The organism is Roseovarius sp. MBR-51 (assembly GCF_053628575.1).
This window is the reverse complement of the sequence record NZ_JBRJGQ010000006.1, coordinates 124323-143260: the sequence shown is the minus strand read 5'-3', so window position 1 is coordinate 143260 and position 18938 is coordinate 124323. Positions and strand designations below refer to the sequence as shown.

Genomic DNA, 18938 nt, shown 5'->3' with positions numbered 1-18938 from the left:
ACCGTCCCCTAATCGCCCGTTTTGCAAGTTGCATCAGCCCATTTTTTCGGCCCTATTGTCATGCAAGCGTCAAAAACCACCGAAACGGAAGCACCCCTTGTCCGAAACGCCCCCGGTTATCGAGATCCGCAACCTGCACAAGGCTTATGGCGCGCTTGAGGTCATCAAGGGGGTCGATATTGCGGCCCGTCGTGGTGATGTGGTTTCGCTCATCGGTTCGTCCGGGTCCGGCAAATCCACCATCCTGCGCTGCGCCAACCTGCTCGAGGACAGCCAACAGGGCGACATCCTCTTCAAGGGTGAGCCGGTGCACTGGAAGGGGACAGGATTGGCCCGCCATCCCGCTGATCCCAAACAGGTGCTGCGCATCCGCACCAATCTCAGCATGGTGTTTCAGCAATTCAATCTCTGGGCGCATCTCACGATCCTGCAAAACGTGATGGAGGCACCCGTCACTGTCTTGGGTCGAGATCGGCACGAGGCCGAAGGGGCCGCGCGCAAGTATCTAGACAAGGTGGGCATCGGCGACAAATGCGATGTTTACCCGGCTCAGCTCTCGGGTGGTCAGCAACAGCGCGCGGCAATTGCCCGCGCCCTCTGCATGGAACCCGAGGCGCTTCTCTTCGACGAACCCACATCGGCGCTCGACCCCGAACTCGAACAAGAGGTGATCCGCGTCATCAAGGATCTGGCCAACGAAGGCCGCACCATGATGATCGTCACCCATGACATGCGAATGGCCGCCGATGTCAGCGATCATGTCGTGTTCCTGCACCAAGGCCTGATCGAAGAACAGGGCCCGCCTGACAGCCTCTTCGGCGCTCCGAAATCGGAACGCCTGCAACAGTTCCTCAGCTCGACCAATCCGGCCTGAGGCGAAAACCAACCAAGGGAGAAAACCATGAAGAAACTGCTACTCACAACCGCCGCTCTGGCCCTCTCGACCGGCTTTGCCATGGCCGACACCGTCCGTCTCGGCACCGAGGGCGCCTACCCTCCGTATAACTTCATCAACGACAAGGGCGAGGTTGACGGATTCGAGCGCGCGCTGGGCGACGAGCTGTGCAAACGCGCCGAACTGACCTGCGAATGGGTCACGAACGACTGGGACAGCATCATCCCCAACCTCGTGTCCGGCAACTATGACGTGATCATCGCGGGCATGTCGATCACCGACGAGCGCGATCAGGTGATCGACTTCACCCAGAATTACACCCTTCCCGATCCCTCGGCCTATCTCGCCCCCTCGGCGGATGTCGATGTGAAATCCGGCGTCATCGCGGCCCAGTCGGGCACCATTCAGGCCTCTTATGTCGCCAGCAGTGGGGCCACGCTGGTCGAATACGCCACGCCCGAGGAATCCATCGCCGCCGTGCGCAACGGCGAGGCTGATGCCGTTCTGGCCGACCGCGCCTTTCTTCTGCCTGTCGCAGAAGAGGACGAAGGTCTGGAACTGCTCGAAGAGATGGTGATGATCGGCGGCGGCATCGGTCTTGGCGTCCGCGAGAGCGACGCCGAGCTCAAAGGCAAACTCGACGCCGCCATCCAGTCGATGAAGGACGATGGCAGCCTGAACGCGCTGATCGAGAAATGGGAAATCGGCCTGACCTTCTAAATCTGACCTGAGGTTGACGATTAAAGTTGACCGGCCGGCGGGGCCAAACGCGGCCCCGCCCCCCTCTGACGAGGCGCGATAGAATGTTTGCCTTTTGCTCCGATCCGGCCAGTATCGACGGGTTTGCGTGGCTCACCTGCTACCTTACCACGTCCAAACACCTCCAACTCTACTATGCGGTGGGCACGGTGCTGTTGCTCTTGGCGATCACGGCACCTGCGGCCCTCGCCTTTGGCTTTGGGGGGGCGATGGCCGCGCGGGCGCATATCGCCCCGGTCCGCTGGTTCGGCAAGGCCTATATCGCGGTCGTGCGCGGCGTGCCCGACATCGCGTTTTTCCTCTTTTTCGTCATCGCGCTCGATCAGGCCTTTGAATGGGCGCGACACAAGGTTCTTTGCCCCGATTGGGGCCAACCGATCCGTCAGGGCAATGATTTCGTCGTCTGTCAGGCTGCCAAACTGCCGCTTGGCTCCGCGCCGCAATGGGTGCATGAATCCTACGGCTTTCTGCTCGCCGTTCTGACCTTTGCCATCGTTTTCGGGGCCTTTGCCGCCAATGTGCTGTTCGGTGCCATGCGCGCCGTGCCGCGCGCCCAGATGGAAACCGCCGAAGCCTATGGCATGTCGCGCCGTCAGGCCTTCTGGCGGATCATGGTGCCGCAGATGTGGGTCTACGCCCTGCCCGGCCTTGGCAATCTCTGGATGGTGCTGATCAAGGCCACGCCGCTCCTCTTTCTCTTGGGGGTCGAGGATATCGTCTATTGGGCGCGCGAACTCGGTGCCACCGCCAACCCGCGCTTTACCGAGTATCCGCATGGCGACTGGCGGATGTGGTATTTTCTGGGGCTGATGGTGTTCTACCTCGGCTTCACGCGCGTGTCAGAGGTGGTGCTGGAACGCCTCATGCAACGCCTCACCCTGGGCCAGGCCACCACCGGCGGCGAAGCGCAAAGGAAAGCAGCATGAGCTGCCTCGAGACCATTCAGGCCTATGGGCTGCGCGCCATTGGGATTGGTGAACGGCTCTTGCCACAAGACAATTTCACCCTCTGCGAACAAGTGACCCTGATCGGCTCTGGCCTGATCTGGAACGTCTATTTCGGGTTCTTCGCCCTTGTCAGCGGGTTCATCCTTGCCACCGCCGTGGCGCTTGGCAAAGGCTCCCGCAACCGTGTGATCCGCAAACTCTCCGAATGGTTCATCTTTGTCTTTCGCGGCTCACCACTCTTTATCCAGTTCTTCTTTGCCTATTTCTTCTTTCTCTCGCTCAAATCGGTCTCGCCTTTCTTCGATATCCTGACCTCGGCTTGGCTCGGCGCGATGATCGTGCTGTTCCTCAACACCGCCGCCTATTCCGGCGAGATTTTCTATGGCGCACTGCGCTCCATCCCCAAGGGCGATGTCGAGGCGGCGGATGCTTACGGCTTTTCCGGCTGGCCGCGCTTTCGCCGGATCATCTGGCCCACGATGCTGCGGCTCGCCTGGCCCGCCTATACCAATGAGGCGATCTTTCTCTTTCACGCCACCACACTGGTCTTTTTCTCGGGCTTTCCGGTGTGGCAACAGCGCGGCGATGCGCTCTACTATGCCAAGTATTTCGCGGACAAGACCTTTAACCCCTTCGTGCCCTATCCGATCCTTGCGGGCTATTTCATCCTTCTCACTCTGGTCGTGATCGGTGTCTTTGGCCTGATCAATCGCCACCTCAACCGCCATCTGCCGCAGGAATACCGCCGCAAGCTCAGCCTGCGGATGAACCTGATCCGCTGATGGGCGGAGTGGCGATCCTCATTCCCGCCGCCGGGGCCTCGTCACGGATGCGAGGCACGGATAAGCTCTTGGAAACGGTGCGCGGTCAGCCGCTCTTGCGCGACCGCGTGACGCTCGCCCTTGGGACAGGCTGCGCCGTGGCCGTGACCCTGCCGCCCGAGACCGCTGCCCGCCGCGCGGCCCTTGACGGGCTCAACGTCACCCTCCTATCCGTGCCCGATGCCGCAACCGGCATGTCCGCCTCGCTGCGCACGGGCGCTGAATGGGCTATGGCCCAGGGTGCCGCAGCCTTGATGATCTTGCTTCCCGACCTGCCAGACCTCACCGCAAGCGACATGAGCCTCATGCTGCAAGCCAATGATTCTGAAACCATCTTGCGCGCCTGCGACATGGATGGCACACCCGGCCACCCGGTGATTCTGCCGGCCCACCTGCTACCAGAGCTAACCCACATCACCGGCGACACCGGCGCGCGCGACCTCTTGCGCGCCCATCCCGTGACGCCTGTGCCCCTGCCCGGCCAGCACGCCACAACCGACCTCGACACGCCCGAGGCTTGGGCAGCATGGCGTGCCGCGCAACCCTAAGCCGGGTCACGCCCCATATGCTCGGCAATGCGCCGATTGAGCCACGCAAGCCCCGCCAACGACAAGCCAAGCCCGAGGAAGGACGCCACCCGCACCAACCCCGCCAGCCCCGCCATATCCACCAGAAACACCTTGGCCACGGTCAGCGCGACGCCGGCCATTGCCACCCGCCGCAAGGTCTCGGACCGCCGCATCAGGGCCAACCCCAACAGCACGACCGAGACCAGAATGAGCGCGACCGTGTAGCTGTATAGCTCGCCATCGCTCACCCCCGGCACGCTCAGGTCATCCCCCTGCCACAACCGCCGGATCTCGAGCCCGAGATACCACGCGCCATAGCCGGCCCCCGCCACGACCAAGCCATGCCGCAGCAAACGCGGCAGATGATCCAGCTTCCATGCCGCAAGGGCAAAGACCAGCGCCACCGGCAAATAGGCGGCAGCCAGCGAATCCACGATCAACGGCCCGCTCACGATCTCCTTGCGCCAGAACACCGAGATCAGCGGATTGGTCAGCACCGCCTGCGCTATGAGCGTGATCAGCGCCACCGCCCCCATGCCACAGCCAAGAGCCAGCCGCAGCCCGCGCACCACACGCCCACCCACGCGCATCCGCCAGAGCTGCACCATGCTGGACGCGAGCCATACCACGGCTGTCAGGCCCAGCCCCGCATGCCCCATCGCTCCCGGCCCACCCAGCCACCGCTGAATAATAACGCTGAGAAATATCGCCGTGATGCTCCAGACAGCGCTTTCGATCACCGCCCGTGTCGCCCCTCCGGCCCGCGCCGCCATCACCCCCCATGCCGCCGCCAGCAGGGCCAGCGGCCCCAAATGCGACAGGAGCACATCGCCCAGCCCCGCCTCGCGCACGGCCCAAGTCAGACCCGGATCAATCACAAGACGGTAGCCGATCACCGCGACGCCCACCTGCGCCACCCCACCCAAGAGCGGCAGAGTGTACCGCCGGTCAATCAGCGCCGTGGCCAGAACCATCACCGCCAAGGCCAGCGTCAGCGCCGCCTTGCTCAGCATGACAAAGAGCGCCAGCGTGATCAACACAATGGCCGCCCCGGCAAAGAGCGCAGCAGCCAGTTGCCTCTCCGGCCCGCGCGCCCGCAGCGCGAACAGCACCATCAACCCCGCCAACGCCATCACCTGCAAGGCCCAAGGATAGGCGCCGATCACCGCCGCCGGGGTCCAAAGGAGTTCGAGGATTAGCGCCAGCCCCGGTGCCATCACCGCCGCGCCAAGGCTCCACAGGATCACCGGCACCGCCCCCGCCGCATATCGTGCCCGAAACGCAAAAAGGGCCGAGGCCACCGCCCCGCCCGCCAACAGCACACTCGCCGCAAGCGGCATCTTCGCCTCGGGCAACCGCTCGATCCCGGCCATGAACCCGGACCAGACCGGCCCCTGCCCGAACCCTTCGAGCGTCACCAAAATCAGCGCGGTCAAGGCCGGGACCAGCGGTACGTCCTCCAGCGCTTCGGCCCGCCGTGTGCCAAGGATCAGCGCCGCCAGCATCCCCGCAAGCAGGCTAAGCGCCCCCCAGATCACCCGCGCCTCGCGCCCGTCCTGTGCCATCCAGAGGGCTGCAAGGCTTGCCAGACCCACCACACCCCACACGAGCCGCACCGGGAAATCGGGATAGTCTCCGCCCGCCAACACGCGCCGCAGCAGCGAATTGCCCCTGTGCTGCGGCACCAGCCGTGCCTCAGGCACCACCACGGTCAACACCACCAGCACCGCCCAGAACGTGAGATAGAGGAGCGCGCCCGCCTCACCCAGATAGAGCAGCGTCGCGCCGCCGATACTGACCGCCAAGGCCAGCACCGAAATCCACGCCCACCGCCGCGCGGCATCCACCGCCAGCCCGACCGCCGCCAAGACGGCATAATACCCGTAAAACACCCCCGGCGTGTCCGACTGTCCGCCCACCATGAACGGCGCAACCCCCGCGCCGATCAGGCCAAGCGCCGTCAAAACCGGCCCATGGAACCAGCCAAGGACTACAGCCCCCGCGCCAACGCCCACCAAGCCTGCCAAGGCCACTCCCGGCCCGATCAAATCATAAAGCCCCCGCGCCGCCAGAACGCCCGCAAAGAGCGCAATCACCCCCGCCCCTGACAGAACCGAGGGCAGGCCGGTGACCGCGCCCGCCGCCTCATCCCCATAACGCCGCCGCAGCCGCTCGCCTGAAGCAATCAGCGCGGCTCCGAGCGCCAGCGCACCCATCACCCGCCAGAAGGGCGTGAGCAGCCCTTGCTCGACCCCGTATTGCACCATGAAGACGCCTGCCAGGGCCAGCGACACCCCTGCCACCGCCAAGGCCCAGTTCGCCCGGACCCACACCATCAGCGCCGATAGCCGGTCCGCCCGCAGCACAAAGGCGCGTGGCGGTGCGGTCTCGGGTTCTGTCTGAGGGGTAACACCAGGCGCGACGGCCCATGGGCCAGCACGCTCTTCAACAACGGGCGCGGCCACAGCCTCTGCCAAAAACTCTGGCGCAGCAGGTTTCAACCCCGCCTCCAGCCGCGCCACCCGCGCTTTCAGCCGCGCATGCGACACCAAGAGATAGGGCACCCCGATGAGCAAGAGCGCCAGCACGCACAGCCCAATGACAACCGCCAACGCGTCCATGGATTACCCCTGCCCGAAGAGCCCGGTCAGCGCCCGCCGCACCAACCCTGTGACCGAAGGCCTGCGCCCGCGTTGAAACGGCAGCGGTCGACAAACCTCGATCGCGGCCACACCCACACGCGCCGTCAGCGCGCCATTGACCACGCCTTCCCCAAACCGCCGCGACACCTTTGAGAGCACGCTGCCCCCCGCCACGCTGCTGATCATGTCATCCCCCACCGCCACAGCCCCCGTGGCCAAGAGATGCGCCATCACCGCCCGCGCCAGCCGCCAACTGCCCAAGACACCCGCGCGCCCACCATAAATCTCGGCCACCGCCCGGATCATCCGCAGATTGGCGACCATGGCCCCCACCACATCGGCCAGCGCCAGCGGCACCAGCGCCGTGACCATCGCCACCTGTCGCGCCGCCCCTTCGACCTCGCGCACCGCAAGCGCATCGAGCGGGGCCAGCACCTCGACCTCGGCCAGACCCAACAGCGCTTCGGCGTCAAACTGCTCCGCCTGTCGCTCTGCCAGCCGCTCCAGCCCCCAGGCCGCCTCGGGCCGCGCCGCATAGAGCGCGCGCAGCCGCGCGACAACCGCCCGTGCCGCCTCCAGATCTCCCTCCGCCAGCGCCACCCCGGCCTGTCCGCGCAGGGCATCGAGCCGCCCCAACCGGGCAAACCCCGCCACTTCGCGCAGGCCGATCAGCAGCGCCACCAGCAAGAGGCCCACGCCCATCGCCGCCACGCCGTAGCCCAGCACCGGCACCCGTGCGATCAAGCCAACCGCAAAATCCCACGCCGCCACCGAGACCGCAGCGCCCATCAGCCCAAGCGCCAGCCCCCAGAAAAGTCGGCCCAGCCATGAGGGCCGGGATGCCCCCCGCGCAATCACCGCCCGCATCGCCCGCCCCTCGGGGGCTTCGGCGGGATCGGGCACCGGCGGCGCGCGGTCCGGCCCCTCGGCGGCGGGAACGTCCATGTCGATCAGAACCGGACCCTTCGCCTTGTTGCTGCTCACGCGCCTTCTCCTTCACCACGCCAAACCATCAGGATATCCGGCAGACCTTCATCATTGCCAAGACCTGCGCTGCGCGCCGCCTCGACAAACCCTTGACGCGCGTAAAAGGCCCGCGCCGCCGCATTGGCCTCAACCACCCAGAGGCGCAGCACGCCCGCTTCCGCCTTGGCCTCGGCCAGAAGCGCCCGACCAAGCCCTCGCCCACGCCGCATCGGATGCACATAGAGCGCGTGCAGAATGTCACCGTCACGGACTAAAAATCCCGCGACACGGCCCTGCTCGCGGATCACCCGGACCCACCCCCACCGGATCACCGATCTCAGCGCGCGCAGGTCTTCCCAATGGCTGCGCACCTGCGGCAACCATGGCGTTGCGCGGGTGAACCCCCAGAGGATCACCGCCAGACGCGGCAGATGCCAGAGCTGGGCGCGCGCCGTTTTCATAGCTTGTCCCCGATCAGGAATTGCGCGGCGCGGTCCAGCCGGATATGCGGCGGCCCCTCGCCAGCCCGCAGATTGAGCGGGGCGGGCGCAAAGCGCATCACCCGGTAATCCTGACCCAGCCAGTCGGTCGCCCCCGCCCGCGCCGGGGCCAGCAATTGCCCCGGATCGTCCGGCAGATCACCCGCATAGAACGCCGCCTGCCGCCCGGTCTCGAGCAAGCGCCCGCGCACACAGTCGAGCATCTCGCCGTTGTGGCTCACCCGTTCCTCGACCGTGGCGCGCAGGGCGGCCAGTGCCATTGACTGTGTCGTGGCCCCGGCGAATTCCGCCCGGTCCCGCGCCTCACGCAATAGGGCTGCCATGATCCCCGTCAGCCGCCCGTGCTGGGCATGATGCAGATGATCCGCCTTGGTCGCGGCGAATAGGATACGCTCCACCCGCCGCCCCAACAGCAATTGCGTCAGGAACGCATTGCGGCCCGGTCGGAACGCCCCCAGAATATCCGCCATCGCCCGTCGCATATCCTCGACCGCCTGCGGCCCCTTGTGGATCGCATCCAGCGCGTCAACCAAGACCACCTGCCGGTCAATCTTGGCGAAATGGTCCCGAAAGAACGGTTTGACCACCTCGCGCTTGTAGGCGTCATAGCGCCGCGCCATTTCAGCCCGCAAGCTGCCCCGCCCCGCCTTGCCCTCCGGCAGGGGCGCAAAGGTCACCACCGGCGATCCCGCCAGATCCCCCGGCAGGATGAACCGCCCCGGCGTGCAATCATAGAACCCGGCGGCACGCGCGGCCTGCAAATAGCCAGTGAATCCTGCGGCCAACGCCTGCGCCACCGGCTCGTCCAGACGCGCCGTCGCATCCACCTGCCCCACCTGCGCCAGATAGGGCGCGGCCTCCGTGCGCGCGCTGATCCGCTTTAGAACGTCGGCCGCCCATTGATCATAACTCTTGTCCAACAGCGCCAGATCCAGCAGCCACTCGCCGGGATAATCCACGATATCGAGATGGATCACCCGTGGCCCCGTCATGCCCGCCAAGAGCCCCGCAGGCCGCACGCGGAGCGACAGGCGCAATTCCGACACCGTGCGCGTGCTCTCGGGCCAATGCGGCTCGGGGCCGGTCAAGGCCGCCAGATGCGCCTCGTAATCAAAGCGTGGCAGGGTCACATCGGGCTGTGGTTGCAGATAGGCCGCAAGAATTCGCCCCTCGCCCTGCGCCAAGAGGCCGGGCATCCGGCCCCGGTCCATCAAATTGGCGATGAGCGAGGTGATGAACACCGTCTTGCCCGCCCGCGCGAGGCCCGTCACTCCGACCCGGATCACCGGCTCGAAGAACGCTTGGCTCACACGGTCGCCCAAGCCCTCGATGCCGCGCACCACGCCCTCTGCCATGCCTGCTATCGCCAAGAACTGCCCCTTTTCCTCTTGCCCACAAGATAGAGACCCGCCACCCCGGTTGCTAGGGGCCATTTGTCCGCCCCTTTTCCCCTTAGGCCTCTGACGTCGCGGCGGATTCTGGCGTTTTCCCTGATCGGAACCCTGGCCTCCCCGATGGTCAAAGCCGATTTTCCGCGCTATAGGGTCAAAAATCCATCAGGAGAGCCCCAATGGCCGAGACCGAGCAGCCTCAGATTTACCTCATAACCCCGCCAGACTTTGAACTCAGCGTCTTTCCCGATACGCTGGCCCGTGTGCTGGACAGTCACGCGGTCGCCTGCGTGCGCCTTGGCCTCGCCACCCGTGACGAGGACCGCATCGCGCGTGCCGCCGATGCCTGCCGCGAGGTGACACATGCCCGCGACGTCGCGCTCGTGATCGACAGCCACCTGATGCTCGTCGAACCGCACGGGCTCGACGGTGTCCACCTTCCCGATGCTGCCCGCTCTGTGCGCGCCGCGCGCAAAGCTCTCGGAGAGGATGCCATCGTCGGCTGTTTCTGCGGCACCTCCCGTCATGACGGCATGTCCGCAGGCGAGGCGGGCGCGGATTACATCAGCTTTGGCCCGATCGGCGCGACCGCTCTGGATACCGGCGCTTGCGTTGATCTCGACGTGTTCGACTGGTGGTCCAAGGTAATTGAACTGCCCGTCGTGGCCGAAGGCGCCCTGAACGAGGCGCTCGTCGCCCAACTCGCTCCGATGACCGATTTTTTTGCCTTCGGTGACGAGATCTGGCGTGACGAGGACGCCGCCGCCGCCTTGGGCCGGTTCATCGCCGCGATGGGCTGATGTCGCGGGGCCGGGCTGTGTACAGAACAGGCGTCAAATTGTACGCCCTGTACACACTCACCGGCCCCGGCGATCCTCGGGCATTCCTGCCCTGACCCGATCCTCCGCCCAAGCGGCCAACACCTTGCGACTCTCAAATTCATCTACCTTTACATAGGGATGATAGACGACTCTCACCTTGCCATTACGCCGGACCGCCAGAACCCGCAGCAAATGCTCGCCAAACTCCATATCCCCCCACCACCCATAGAAACGCGGATCCTGCCCATTTGGGGCCTCATAGATGACACTGACGGGTTGAATGTGGATTTCATGCTGTAGCTTCTTACTAAAGAACGCCTGAAAAAGCGTTGATTTAAAAGGTAAAACGCGCATTCCATCGGTCGAACTTCCTTCCGGAAAGAACAAGAGCTTATGCCCCGCCAGCAACCGCGCTTCAAAGATTTCGGTCTGCGCCTTCGCCTCTTTCGGGTCGCGCGTGATGAAAACCGTTCCAACCAACTTGGCCAATCCACCAATCCCCGGCCATTTCGCCACTTCGGATTTTGACACAAAATACACACGCTTGCGGGCATTGAGTGCGAAAATGTCCATCCATGACGAGTGGTTAGCAACCACAGCTCCAGCGGCGCGCATGGACGTTCCCACGACCTCATGCCGCATCCCCAGCACCCGAAACACCGCCGCAGAGACCCACTGCGTCACATAGGGACTCCACGGTCTGTGCAGCCCATAGAACGGACGCTCGATCAATCGCAGCCCAACCGATGCCATAACCCCCAGAAATATAACGAGAAAGATAAATGTGCCACGCCACCCGGCGCGCAACACCCCTGCCATCGACAGCCTGAACGCCGGCGGCGGCACCTCTGATTGCCACCTTAACTTCAACTTATAAGATCCTGTTGATAAATGGATTTATGTGTTTCAGTCATCCGGTCTGTATCAAGAATTAAACACACGTCGGTTGTGTTGAATTGATGGTCGACAAAGGCCCCTTCGCCCACAAACCCGCCCAACCGCAGATAGGCCTTGATCAGCGCAGGCACCTGCCGCATCGCCATGCGACGATCAAGATTATCCTCTGAAATCAAATCCATTCTCTGAAAATGCTCTGCTCGTGCGCGCACACGTAACGCCTCCGGCACCAGATGTCGCGCGTGCAAGAGGCTCAGCGGTTGCGCCAGTTCCGCGATATCGGTGCCATGGAAACTCGCCACGCCAAAGAGAATTTCTATTTTATGATCCGTGACATAGCGGCCCAAACCATTCCAGAGGTGATACATTCCCGGCCCACCACGATAGGATTTCGCAAGGCAAGAGCGCCCCAACTCCATCAACCGCCGCCCGCTGGTCTTGAGGGCGGTCAGGTCATATTCATCCTCTGAATAAAACTGCCCGGCCCGCGCCGCCTGATCATCGCGGAGCAGCCGGTAAACCCCTGCCACATAACCATTTTTAGACTCATCGAGCAACAACAGGTGATCAAAGAACGGATCAAACCGGTCACATTCCAGCCGGGCCACATGATCGACCAAAGGCCCGTCACCCCCCAGTTCCGTGACAAAAACCTCATAGCGCAACCGCTGCGCAGCCCGCAGGTCTTCAGGTGACTCGGCCAGTTTTACTCGAAATATGGGGGGGCTTGCGGTCATCGGCCTCGTCTCTGTGGTCTGAGCGCGTTTTATGCAAGACCGCCCCCGAGTGCAACGATCCGACTGGTCGCCGCGTCTTGCGGCTGTTAACCTTTTGCTAACCCGGATCAGGGATCAAGGAGGGGTATCAGTTCCACGCGGTTGCCATCAATCACCACCTTGCCTTCTTCACGAAAGTTAACGGTGATCCGGCCCCCGATATTCGATTGCACCTGCCCCGTTCCCCAATCCGGCCTCTGCGGATGCAGCACCAGCATTCCCGGCTCAAGTATCGAATTCATATCCGTCATGCCACATCCCGCCCCGGAGAGTCCCATGCCGCAGCATAGCCAACCCTTGGCCGCATTGATAGCCTCGCGTATCTGCCACGATCTTGTCAGCCCCTTGGGAGCGATCTCCAACGGATTGGAATTGCTGCATCTTTCTGGGGTGCCCCAGAGCCCCGAATTAACGCTGATCACCTCAAGCGCCACGAATGCCACGGCACGCATCCGCTTCTTTCGACTGGCCTTTGGACAGGCGGACGAAGGTCAGAGCATCCATGCAAAGGATCTGTGTGATATTCTCACGGCGGTGCATGTCGAGGGACGCATCACGCTTGATCTGCGCCTCTCGGATGACATCCCACATCCGATGGCGCAGGCGCTTTTATTAACCATTCTATGCGTTGAACAGGCGATGCCCTATGGCGGGCTGTTGCATGTGTCTCGACTGAATGACCGCTGGCACATCACAGCGATCTCTGGACGCCTCAATCCCGATCTCACGCTCTGGGCAGCGCTGTCGGGTTCCGAAAAATGGCCGGAAGTCAGCGCATCACAGGTACATTTTTTAATATTGTTTCAATGCCTTGCAACCCGCAGTTCACGCGTTGACACGACGCTGTCCGACACTGAATTCCGCGTCAGCCTCTGATTGCGCCATCGCCTTCAACCAGATACTTGAAACTCGTCAGTTGGGCTGCCCCAACCGGACCGCGCGCATGCATCTTGCCCGTGGCGATGCCGATTTCTGCCCCCATGCCGAATTCGCCACCATCCGCGAACTGGGTTGACGCATTGCGCATCAGAATCGCGCTGTCGAGCCGAGCAAAGAACCGCGCCGCAGCCGCATCATCCTCGGTCACGATGCAATCGGTGTGATTGGACCCGAAATGCCGGATATGCGCAATGGCTTCGTCAATGTTTTCAACGGCTTTCACGGCGATGATGCTGTCGAGATACTCGCGCCCCCAATCTTCATCTGTGGCTGGAACGGTGCCTGCAATCCCCAGCAAAGCCGCATCGACGCGCACCTCAACCCCAGACTCCAAGAGTGCGCGGATCACGCCCTGACCGATGGAATTGACAATATCGCGATGGATCAGCAGACATTCCGCCGCCCCGCAAATTCCCGTGCGCCGGGTCTTGGCGTTGACCACGACCCGGAGCGCCTTGGCTGGGTCCGCCTCAACATCAAGATAAATATGAACAATTCCTTCAAGATGGGCAAAGACCGGTACCCGCGCCTCGCGCTGCACGAGACCCACAAGCCCCTTGCCACCACGCGGTATGATCACGTCAATCGTGTCGGTCATGGTCAGCATCGCCCCGACCGCCGCCCGGTCCCGCGTCGGCACCAGTTGAATCGCATCCTCCGGCAGGCCCGCCGTCCGCAGCCCCGCCACCAGACAGGCATGGATTGCGCCCGAGGAATGAAAACTTTCTGATCCGCCACGCAGGATCACCGCATTACCGGATTTCACGCAGAGCGCGCCGGCATCCGCCGTCACATTCGGGCGGCTCTCATAGATCACGCCCACCACGCCCAAAGGCGTGCGCACCCGGCGGATATGCAGGCCGCTTGGCCTGTCCCATTCCGCCAGAACCTCTCCCACCGGATCATCCTGCGCCGCAACAGCGCGCAACCCGTCCACGATTCCCTGAATTCGCGCGTCATCGAGCGCCAGACGGTCCATCATTGCCTCTGACAGACCCTTGTCGCGACCATAGGCCAGATCACGGGCATTGGCCTCCATGATCTCGGCCCGCGCGGCCCAGACCGCATCGGCTGCCGCCTCCAGTGCCGCGCGCTTTGTCGCCGCATCGGCAATCGCCAGCTCAGCCGAGGCCGCTCGGGCGCGCGCGCCAATCTCGGCCATCAACGCGACAATCTCTGTCTGGTCTTTCATATCCCGCCCTCCGAAATCCGCCTCAGAATGCCATATCGTCACGATGCATCAAGGGTCCGCGCGCTGGATAGCCCAGCACCGCCTCGATCTGATCCGAACGCAACCGTTTGATCCGCTCCGCATCCGCAGCGTCGTACCGCGTGAGGCCCTGCCCCAGAACGCGCCCGGCCTCATCAGCCACTTCGACCGGATCACCCCGGCCAAACCGGCCCGTGACCTCTGTCACCCCGGCAGCAAGCAGGCTGCTGCCGGCCGACAAGGCATGCGCCGCACCGGCATCAACGATGACCCGCCCCTTGGGCTTCATCGCCGCAATCCAGGCCTTGCGCTTTTGCTGCGGATCGCCTTGGGCCAAGAACCACGTTGCCGCCGCGCCATCTTCCAGCGCCTGGATCGGATGCAGCACATCCCCTTGCGTGATTGCCATCACACAGCCGCCCGCCGTGGCCGTTTTCGCCGCCATCAACTTGGTCTTCATGCCGCCCTTGCTCAGGCCCGACACAGCATCGCCGGCCATCGCCTCGATCTCGGGCGTGATTGCCGCCACCACGTCGAACCGATGCGCAGAGGGATGCTGCGCCGGATTGGCGGAATAGAACCCATCCACGTCACTGAGCAGGATCAACTGATCCGCCCCCGCCGTGACCGCCACCTGCGCCGCCAGCCGATCATTGTCGCCATAGCGGATTTCATCGGTGGCCACAGTGTCATTTTCATTGACGATCGGCACCGCCCCCAGCCGCAAAAGCTGTTCCAGCGTGGCCCGGGAATTGAGGTAACGCCGCCGGTCGGTGCTGTCCTCCAGCGTCACCAGAACCTGCGCCGCCGTCAGCCCATGCGCCGCCAGTGCCGCATCATAGGCCCCCGCCAGCCTGATTTGCCCCACGGCGGCGGCGGCCTGCGATTGCTCCAGCGTCAGAACGCTCTGCGGCAGGTTCAACACCCGCCGTCCAAGCGCGATGGACCCCGACGACACAAGGATCACATCCGTACCGCGTTGGCGCAGCCTTACCACGTCCTCGATCAGAGCCGCCAGCCATTCGGCCCGCAAGGCCCCTGTCACCCGGTCCACCAAAAGCGCCGAGCCGATCTTGATCACCAACCGTTTCGCGTCAGTTACGGTTGCCACGGTGCATCTTCTTCGTCCTCGTCCACCACCTTGTGGCGCAGACGGTCGGCGTCGATTCGCGACCTCAGCGCGCGCAACACGTCTGTCACCCCTTCACCCGATACGCCCGACATGAGCATGACGGGCGTGCCGCAGGCTGTTTCCAGTTCTTCGCGCAGAAATTCACGCTCTTCCTCATCCAGCGTGTCGATCTTGTTGAGCACCGTCACACGCGGTTTGTCGGCAAGCCCTCCACCATAGGCTTCCAACTCGGTGATGATGGTCTGATAATCGCCAACAATATCACCGGAACTGCCATCCACCAGATGCAGCAGCACCGCACAGCGCTCGACATGGCCTAGAAAGAGGTCGCCAAGGCCGCGGCCTTCGGATGCTCCCTCGATCAGCCCCGGAATATCGGCCACCACAAACTCAACATTGTCCACGCCCACGACGCCCAGATTGGGATGCAGAGTGGTAAAGGGATAATCGGCAATCTTGGGGCGCGCATTGGACGTGGCCGCAAGGAATGTCGATTTCCCGGCATTGGGCAGACCCAGGAGGCCCACATCGGCAATCAGCTTCAACCGCAGCCAGATCGTGCGCTCGACGCCCTCTTGCCCCGGATTGGCGCGACGCGGCGCCTGATTGGTCGAGGTCTTGAAATGCAGGTTGCCCCAGCCGCCATTGCCGCCCTGCGCCAAGAGCACGCGTTGCCCCAGTTCGGTCATGTCGGCGATCACCGTTTCCATATCCTCGTCGAGGATCTCGGTGCCCACCGGCACGCGCAATACGATGTCATCGCCACTGGCTCCCGTGCGCTGACGGCCCATGCCGGGCGTGCCGCTATGGGCAAAGAAATGCTGCTGATAGCGGAAATCAATCAACGTGTTCAGCCCATCGACGGTTTCCGCCCAGACCGAACCACCATTGCCACCGTCGCCGCCATCGGGCCCACCGTATTCGATGAACTTCTCCCGGCGAAAGCTGACACAGCCGCTACCGCCGCCGCCGGAACGGATATAGACCTTTGCGAGATCGAGAAATTTCATATGCCGTCCTTACCGCAAAGGCCCTGTCGGACCTCAGATCATCTTTTTGCTATAGGTCCAGGTCAGGACCTTGGAGCCACGCGCGACGCTGAACGCCTCGGCATCCCCAAGATACTGAAACCCACAATTCGTCAAGACCCGGGCCGAGGCCGCATTGTCCTGAAACACCGAGGCAAAGATCGTGCGCGCATGATGCGGATTGGCCGTCAGCAGCACCTCGACCGCCGCCGAGGCGACGCCGGTGTTCCAATAGGCCGGGGCCACCCAATAGGCGATCTCGGATTGACCGTCGTCCACCCGTTCGAGGCTGATCAGCCCCATGACCTCAGAGCCACCGGCTTTGGTGCCGTCAATCGCCCAGATATCCTCGGATCGGCCCTCGGCACGCGCACGCTCAATCATCGCCTCTGTCGCACCCGGCGGCAGAGGATGGGGAATGCTGCGGGTAAAGCGCGCCACGCGCTCATCCCCGGCATTCAGGCCGATCAACCCGGCGTCCGATTCACGCAGCGGGCGCAGATCGAACCGCTCCGCCGTAATCACCGGTTGGTTCAGGATCGTCTCGTCTTTCATGCGCCTACTCCTCCGATCAGCGCCCACGTCATGGCCAAGAGATGGGGACCCCTGCCAAGGCACACCAGCCTGCTCGCGCTATTGTGCAGTTCTCCCGTGGCCTATCACGGCCACGCAACCCCAAAATCGAAAAGGGACCGGCGGTGTCGCCGATCCCCTTATTGTATCAAAACCCTAAGGACGGCTTATTCAGCGGCCTCCGCCACTGGCAGAACCGAAATAAAGGTGCGGCCCTTGAGGCCTTTGTGAAACTTCACAGCGCCTTCGGCGACGGCGAAAAGGGTGTGATCCTTGCCTTCGCCCACGTTCAGACCCGGCCAGAACTTGTTGCCGCGCTGACGCACGAGGATATTGCCGGAAATCACGGCTTCGCCGCCGTATTTCTTGACGCCAAGACGGCGACCATCAGAGTCGCGCCCGTTACGGGATGAACCGCCTGCTTTTTTATGTGCCATTTGGTCTCTCCTTAGCCTTTGGCCAATTCTTTGGCCTGTTCGATCCAGCCTTCACGCTCGATGCGGCCTTTGAACGACAGTTTCTCGTCCATAGCAGCTACATCGGCATCCGTCCATGCCGCGACTTGGGCAAAGGTGGTCACACCGGCTTCAAGCAGCTTCTTCTCAAGCGCGGGACCAACGCCCGACAAACGCTTGAGATCATCGCCACCAGCAGCGGGTTTCGCGCTGGATTTCTTGGCGGGCTTGGCCACGGCCACAGCAGGTGCCGATCCGGTTCCAATCGCCGCTTTGATGCCTGTGGCATCCGCACCGCTCTCGAGGATCTCTGTCACCCGCAACAGCGTCAACTGCTGGCGGTGGCCCTTGGTGCGCTGCGAGCCATGCTTACGGCGACGTTTGACAAAGTTGATGACCTTGTCACCCTTGACCTGATCGACGACCTCGGCCTGTACCGCAGCACCGGCCACAAAGGGCGCGCCGATGACCGGCGCGTCGCCGCCCAGCATCAGAATCTCGTTGAATTGAACTTTCTCACCGGCATCCGCTGCAAGTTTCTCAACACGAAGCATGTCGCCTGACGACACCTTGTATTGCTTGCCACCGGTCTTGAGGACCGCAAACATGGGCTCTTCCTTTTCTCTCCGCGCTCTGTGGTCCCCGGACAATCCGGGCGTTGTTGGCTCTCAGGCCACCTCGAACGGCGCACCCCTCAGGGGTGTATATCAAAGACAAACCCGGCAAGATCATCCCGCCGGGTTGCGCGCTATTGCCAAACTCCAGCCCCAGAGTCAAGGCCCGCACCGGCAAAACCGATCAAACCAGCCTATAAATCCTCGCCATCCATTTGCAAGGCGGTGGCCAGACCCAACTGATACGACAGCTCTTCATACATCGCATCAAAAGCGGCGAAAAGCGCACGATTGAGATGCTTGCCCTCGGGGCTCTGATAGAGGGCGATATAGGCGTCCATCACCTCTTGCGACAGCGGTTGATAGGCCATCGTCAGATAGGCGTGCATCCAGTCGCGCGTTTCCTCCCGCATCTCGGATTCCTGCGCCCAGATCTCGGCTAGCATCTCGTCCTCGCTCAGGTCTAGACCGCCCCCGTCGGCCAAGCCGCGATAGAACACCAGATTGGCATTGAGCGCCCCCGCGACATTGCGCTCGATCAGGTCACTGTCCGTGATCAGCGTCGTGACCTTTTCGACGATTGGGGCGCCCGCCGCAGCCAGTTCGGCATAGCGCAGCTCGGCGGCGGCCTCGGTGCCATCGTCCAGCAGGGCCCGACGCCCGGCGATTTCCAAGCTGACGATCTCGGCCCCCTGCCCCTCGAAGAACGCGAGCAATGGCCCGGTATTAGCCCCCTCCATCGCCTTGACGAAATTGGTCTGAACCTGTTTCAGCATCTGCTCGGCGTCATAAACCCCGGCCACCACCCGGTCCCACCGTGCACGCTCGACCGGGCTTAGCATCTCCTCCCCAACATCACCGCCATAGCGCAGCCCCTCGGCGCGCATGATCTCAACGGTCTCTTCAAAATGCAACGCGCCCATCAGGCGATCCACCTCGCCCGCCCGCAGAGGCACCGCGAGCAGGATCAACGCAGCACAGGCGACCAGAAACGCCCGCACCG

Annotated in this window: 21 protein-coding genes; 7 read left to right on the top strand and 14 right to left on the bottom strand. The window is 63.1% G+C overall.

What is annotated here, in order from left to right; translation table 11 throughout:
* Positions 1-97: 97 nt before the first annotated feature.
* From ACSSVY_RS10475 to ACSSVY_RS10455, 5 genes are all read left to right on the top strand, one after another.
* Positions 98-874 (top strand): ABC transporter ATP-binding protein, encoded by a 777-nt coding sequence (locus ACSSVY_RS10475; protein ID WP_454269503.1) that lies wholly within the window; start codon positions 98-100, stop codon positions 872-874.
* 27 nt (positions 875-901) lie between these two features.
* Positions 902-1615: a transporter substrate-binding domain-containing protein gene (locus tag ACSSVY_RS10470; protein WP_454269502.1), complete on the top strand. Its 714-nt coding sequence runs from the start codon at positions 902-904 to the stop codon at positions 1613-1615.
* 83 nt (positions 1616-1698) lie between these two features.
* Positions 1699-2580 carry an ABC transporter permease gene (locus ACSSVY_RS10465; protein ID WP_454269500.1) on the top strand — a complete coding sequence of 294 codons (882 nt, stop codon included), beginning with the start codon at positions 1699-1701 and terminating at the stop codon, positions 2578-2580.
* Positions 2577-3383, top strand: coding sequence for an ABC transporter permease (locus tag ACSSVY_RS10460; RefSeq protein ID WP_454269498.1), 807 nt, complete (start codon positions 2577-2579; stop codon positions 3381-3383). The genes ACSSVY_RS10465 and ACSSVY_RS10460 overlap by 4 nt, the downstream gene beginning before the upstream one ends.
* Complete coding sequence (locus ACSSVY_RS10455) at positions 3383-3970, top strand: nucleotidyltransferase family protein (RefSeq protein WP_454269497.1); 588 nt, start codon at positions 3383-3385, stop codon at positions 3968-3970. The genes ACSSVY_RS10460 and ACSSVY_RS10455 overlap by 1 nt, the downstream gene beginning before the upstream one ends.
* On the opposite strand, the gene ACSSVY_RS10450 is transcribed toward ACSSVY_RS10455, so the two are convergent.
* Genes ACSSVY_RS10450 through ACSSVY_RS10435 form a run of 4 tightly spaced genes read right to left on the bottom strand, consistent with a single transcriptional unit; the run spans position 3967 to position 9454 of the window.
* Positions 3967-6612, bottom strand: coding sequence for a DUF2339 domain-containing protein (locus tag ACSSVY_RS10450; protein ID WP_454269496.1), 2646 nt, complete (start codon positions 6610-6612; stop codon positions 3967-3969). The genes ACSSVY_RS10455 and ACSSVY_RS10450 overlap by 4 nt on opposite strands.
* 3 nt (positions 6613-6615) lie before the next feature.
* Entirely contained in the window at positions 6616-7617 is a 1002-nt protein-coding gene (locus tag ACSSVY_RS10445) for a YcjF family protein (protein ID WP_454269495.1), read from the bottom strand.
* On the bottom strand, positions 7614-8060 hold the full coding sequence (locus ACSSVY_RS10440) for a GNAT family N-acetyltransferase (protein WP_454269493.1): 447 nt from the start codon (positions 8058-8060) through the stop codon (positions 7614-7616). The genes ACSSVY_RS10445 and ACSSVY_RS10440 overlap by 4 nt, the downstream gene beginning before the upstream one ends.
* Entirely contained in the window at positions 8057-9454 is a 1398-nt protein-coding gene (locus ACSSVY_RS10435; protein ID WP_454269646.1) for a YcjX family protein, read from the bottom strand. The genes ACSSVY_RS10440 and ACSSVY_RS10435 overlap by 4 nt, the downstream gene beginning before the upstream one ends.
* Positions 9455-9669: 215 nt before the next feature.
* Between ACSSVY_RS10435 and ACSSVY_RS10430 the strand changes: the two genes are divergently transcribed.
* On the top strand, positions 9670-10290 hold the full coding sequence (locus tag ACSSVY_RS10430) for a thiamine phosphate synthase (protein WP_454269492.1): 621 nt from the start codon (positions 9670-9672) through the stop codon (positions 10288-10290).
* 57 nt (positions 10291-10347) lie between these two features.
* Here the strand turns inward: ACSSVY_RS10430 and ACSSVY_RS10425 are convergent, their stop codons facing one another.
* The 3 genes from ACSSVY_RS10425 to ACSSVY_RS10415 form a co-directional block, all read right to left on the bottom strand.
* Complete coding sequence (locus ACSSVY_RS10425; RefSeq protein ID WP_454269645.1) at positions 10348-11130, bottom strand: lysophospholipid acyltransferase family protein; 783 nt, start codon at positions 11128-11130, stop codon at positions 10348-10350.
* A 47-nt stretch (positions 11131-11177) separates the two neighbouring features.
* Positions 11178-11945, bottom strand: coding sequence for a GNAT family N-acetyltransferase (locus ACSSVY_RS10420; RefSeq protein ID WP_454269491.1), 768 nt, complete (start codon positions 11943-11945; stop codon positions 11178-11180).
* 107 nt (positions 11946-12052) lie between these two features.
* Positions 12053-12235 carry a DUF3553 domain-containing protein gene (locus ACSSVY_RS10415; protein WP_040651557.1) on the bottom strand — a complete coding sequence of 61 codons (183 nt, stop codon included), beginning with the start codon at positions 12233-12235 and terminating at the stop codon, positions 12053-12055.
* 25 nt (positions 12236-12260) lie between these two features.
* Between ACSSVY_RS10415 and ACSSVY_RS10410 the strand changes: the two genes are divergently transcribed.
* Entirely contained in the window at positions 12261-12860 is a 600-nt protein-coding gene (locus ACSSVY_RS10410) for a histidine phosphotransferase family protein (protein ID WP_454269490.1), read from the top strand.
* Here ACSSVY_RS10410 and ACSSVY_RS10405 read toward each other — a convergent pair.
* The 7 genes from ACSSVY_RS10405 to ACSSVY_RS10375 form a co-directional block, all read right to left on the bottom strand.
* Positions 12850-14115 (bottom strand): glutamate-5-semialdehyde dehydrogenase, encoded by a 1266-nt coding sequence (locus tag ACSSVY_RS10405; RefSeq protein ID WP_454269489.1) that lies wholly within the window; start codon positions 14113-14115, stop codon positions 12850-12852. The two genes, ACSSVY_RS10410 and ACSSVY_RS10405, sit on opposite strands and share 11 nt — an antisense overlap.
* A 22-nt stretch (positions 14116-14137) precedes the next feature.
* Positions 14138-15244, bottom strand: coding sequence for a glutamate 5-kinase (gene proB, locus ACSSVY_RS10400; RefSeq protein WP_454269488.1), 1107 nt, complete (start codon positions 15242-15244; stop codon positions 14138-14140).
* Positions 15232-16275 carry a GTPase ObgE gene (obgE, locus tag ACSSVY_RS10395; protein ID WP_454269487.1) on the bottom strand — a complete coding sequence of 348 codons (1044 nt, stop codon included), beginning with the start codon at positions 16273-16275 and terminating at the stop codon, positions 15232-15234. The genes proB and obgE overlap by 13 nt, the downstream gene beginning before the upstream one ends.
* 33 nt (positions 16276-16308) lie before the next feature.
* On the bottom strand, positions 16309-16848 hold the full coding sequence (locus tag ACSSVY_RS10390) for a GNAT family N-acetyltransferase (RefSeq protein WP_454269485.1): 540 nt from the start codon (positions 16846-16848) through the stop codon (positions 16309-16311).
* Positions 16849-17033: 185 nt separating this feature from the next.
* Complete coding sequence (gene rpmA / locus ACSSVY_RS10385) at positions 17034-17303, bottom strand: 50S ribosomal protein L27 (RefSeq protein ID WP_009818684.1); 270 nt, start codon at positions 17301-17303, stop codon at positions 17034-17036.
* A gap of 11 nt (positions 17304-17314) precedes the next feature.
* Positions 17315-17929 (bottom strand): 50S ribosomal protein L21, encoded by a 615-nt coding sequence (locus ACSSVY_RS10380; RefSeq protein ID WP_045681006.1) that lies wholly within the window; start codon positions 17927-17929, stop codon positions 17315-17317.
* Between the two features lie 200 nt (positions 17930-18129).
* A complete protein-coding gene (locus ACSSVY_RS10375; protein ID WP_454269483.1) occupies positions 18130-18936 on the bottom strand; it encodes a DUF2059 domain-containing protein in 807 nt (268 codons plus the stop codon).
* Positions 18937-18938: the final 2 nt, after the last annotated feature.